Source organism: Sphingomonas sp. BK481 (assembly GCF_014194875.1).
Lineage (GTDB): Bacteria > Pseudomonadota > Alphaproteobacteria > Sphingomonadales > Sphingomonadaceae > Sphingomonas > Sphingomonas aerolata.
On sequence record NZ_JACIAP010000035.1, the window covers coordinates 1 to 3,191 of the forward strand.

Genomic DNA, 3,191 nt, shown 5'->3' on the forward strand with positions numbered 1-3,191 from the left:
GCCGCGCCGGCCTGATACGCGGCGCATCCTCCGGTGCCCGGCGTCACCTGTCATCCACCACGCTGATCCCACGCGATCCTTTTTCAACAGTCTCGTCCGGTTGCGCCACCGCTTACGCTTCATCGACGGCGTGACACCTTCTTAAGAGCTCGCGACAATGTGTCGATCGAATAGGGCTTATGCACCAGTTCGAACCCGTGCGTACCGCTCTGCGCCAGAACCTCGCTGTACCCGCTGGTCAACACGACCGGCAGCTTAGGATACAGCCGGCCGATCTCCTGACCTAGCTCGATACCGGACATGCCGGGCATCATCACGTCGGAGAAGACGATGTCGAACCTGCCTGCATCTGTCGCCAGTTCGGCGAGTGCGTTGGAGGCGTCCATCGCCAAGACCGTATGATAGCCCAACTCTCCCAACGCCTCGGTCGCGAACATGCCAACCTCGGCATTGTCCTCGACGACCAGCACACAGGCGCCTTCGCCGAGCGGCAGGGAGTTGTCGCCTTCTTCGGCCGCTCCGCCGTCCAGCCCGTCAACCCGGGGCAGGAACATGGTGAACGTTGCGCCTTCGCCTTCGTCGCTTGTGACGACGACGCCCCCGCCGGACTGCTTCGTGAAACCGAAGACCTGGCTGAGGCCAAGGCCTGTCCCTTCGCCTACCCCCTTGGTGGTGAAGAACGGTTCGAAGATCCGTTCAATGTTGTCGGCTGGAATACCAGGGCCGCTGTCGGTCAAGGAGACCGTCACGAACTCGCCCGGCGTGGCCGGATGGGACCGTATGGCGGGCATGCCGGAGGCTGCTGCAACCACGATGGACAGCTCGCCCGCGCCGTTCATGGCATCGCGTGCATTGACCGCCATGTTGACGATCGCGGTGTCGAACTGGCTGCGGTCCGCGTCGATGTAGCAAGGCTCCGTCGGCAGCCGATGCGATACCTTGATGCGTGCGCCCGTCAGCGTCCGCACCATGTCGCTGACCGTCCGCACGCTTTCCGAGACATCGAAGACTTCGGGCTTGAGCGACTGGCGGCGCGCGAATGCGAGCAGCTGGTTGGTCAGTTTGGTCGCGCGTTCGGCGGTGTCGGAGATCGCGTCAATATAGCGCTGCCGGCGTTCGTCGGAGAGACCGGGCCGGCGCAATAGGTCGATGGAACCCCGGATGACCGTCAGCAGATTGTTGAAGTCGTGCGCCACCCCACCGGTGAGTTGCCCGATCGCTTCCACCTTCTGCGATTGGCGCAACGCATCCTCGGCCTGGCCGAGGTCGGCGGTTCGCTCCGCGACGCGCTGCTCCAGCGTTTCGGCGAGCGCGCGCAGATCGGCGACAGCACGGTCGCGCTCCGCTGCGATGCTCCGCCGTTCCTCGACGTCGATCAGGACGCCGGGAAAGCTCAGCGGCGTTCCGTCGGGTGCATGGTCAACCCGACCGTTCGCCTCGATCCAGTAATATCGACCGTCAGCGCGGCGGACCCGGTATTGATGCGCATAGGACCCACTGCGGGCGATTACCGCGTTGATGGCCTCCGTCAGCCCTGCCTGATCGTCGGGATGTACCGTTGCTGTAATCTGCGCGAGCGGGATGCCGGATCGGCCGAGCGCCGGATCAAGGCCGAAGGCACGCGCGAATGCCTCGTCTACGGTGAACTGATCGCTTGGCAGGTCCCAGTGCCAGGTGCCGATGATGGCGCCGGCTTCCAGCGCGAGTTTCACCCGCTCGACGTTCTGACGCGCGACGGATTCACTGACACGCAGGCGTTCCTCCGCTTCTCGGCGGGCGGTCACGTCGTTGAAAATAATCGCGATCTGTCGATCTGCGGGATCGCCAACCCGTACTGCCCGTACGTCGAACCAGCGCTGGAATGCTTCGGCATAATTCTCGAAATTGGTTGCTTCACCGGTCTTGGCCACATGCCCGTAGGTCTCGAACCAGAACTGCTCGAGGTCAGGTGCGAATTCCGTGACCCACTTGCCGCGCAAGTTGACTCCGGACTGGCGTTCAAAGGCGGGGTTGGCTTCGACAAACCGGTAATCGACGGCTTTGTCGTCCTCGTCGAACTTGACCTCGACGATGGCGAAAGCCGCATCGACCGTGTCGAAGATTGTCTGGAAGCGCTGCTGCGCTTTCCGGAGCGCTTCGCCGGCAAGATGCTCTTCAGTACGATCACGCAGAACCTTGACGTAACCGGTATGGCGGCCGGCCGAATCCCGGAGCAGGGATAACTCACCGCTGGCCCAAAAAGGCTCGTCCCCCTTGCGCACGTGCCAACGCTCATCAGTGGCCCGCCCCGTCTCACGGGCGCAGGCCATCTCCTGCACCGGCACCCCGGCCGCGCGGTCTTCATCCGTGAAGAACAGGAAGACGCTCTGACCGATCACTTCGGCTTCCGACCAGCCCAGCACCCGTTCCGCGCCATAGCTCCACTCGATGATACGGCCTTCGAGATCGCAGGCTACGATGGCGAAGTCCTGTGCGCTATCGACGATCGCCCGCTGGCGCGCTTCGGCTGCAATCAGCCGTCCCGTTGCAACACGCTGCTCGAACTGCACCATGACCTGTCGCGCCATGACGCGGATCGTCTGCTTCTGAACCTCGGTCAGGTCGCGGGGGCGATAGTCCAGAACGCAGAGCGTGCCGATCGGAAAGCCATCAGACGACTTCAACAGGGCGCCAGCATAGAAGCGCAGGTGCGGCTCACCCGTGACCAGGGGATTGCAGTCGAACCGTGGGTCGTCTGTCGCATCGGGGACGAGCAGGAATTCATCCTCGAGGATCGCACGCCCGCAGAAAGACGTCTCCAACGGCGTCTCACGAACGCCAAGCCCGACTTCCGCCTTGAAGAACTGGCGGCCGTCCCCGATCAGATTCACGATCGCGATTGGCGCGTCGCAGATCGCCGCCACCAGTTCGGCGATCTCGTCGAACGCCGCCTCGCGCGGAGTGTCCAGCAGGTCATATTCTGCGAGGGCAGCCAGTCTCTGCTTCTCGTGCGCGGGCAGCTCGGTCATCGGACTCCAAAGGTTTAGCGGATCACTGTGCTGTAGCATCGTCACCGCCAAGCTCAACGTTGGTCGTTCCTAAACTGTCGAAACCGTCCGAGACTGTTGAAAAAGGATCGCGTGGGATCAGCGTGGTGGATGACAGGTGACGCCGGGCACCGGAGGATGCGCCGCGTATCAGGCCGGCGCGGC

At 63.2% G+C, this 3,191-nt stretch carries 1 protein-coding gene; it reads right to left on the reverse strand.

Annotated features, from left to right (window positions below):
* Positions 1-119: 119 nt before the first annotated feature.
* Positions 120-3,008, reverse strand: a complete 2,889-nt coding sequence (locus FHY04_RS22215; protein WP_183938035.1) for a PAS domain S-box protein — start codon at positions 3,006-3,008, stop codon at positions 120-122.
* Positions 3,009-3,191: the final 183 nt, after the last annotated feature.

Excerpts from the sequence above, each read along its gene's own strand:
- FHY04_RS22215 (WP_183938035.1), bottom strand. The coding sequence starts at position 3,008 with ATGACCGAGCTGCCCGCGCACGAGAAGCAGAGACTGGCTGCCCTCGCA.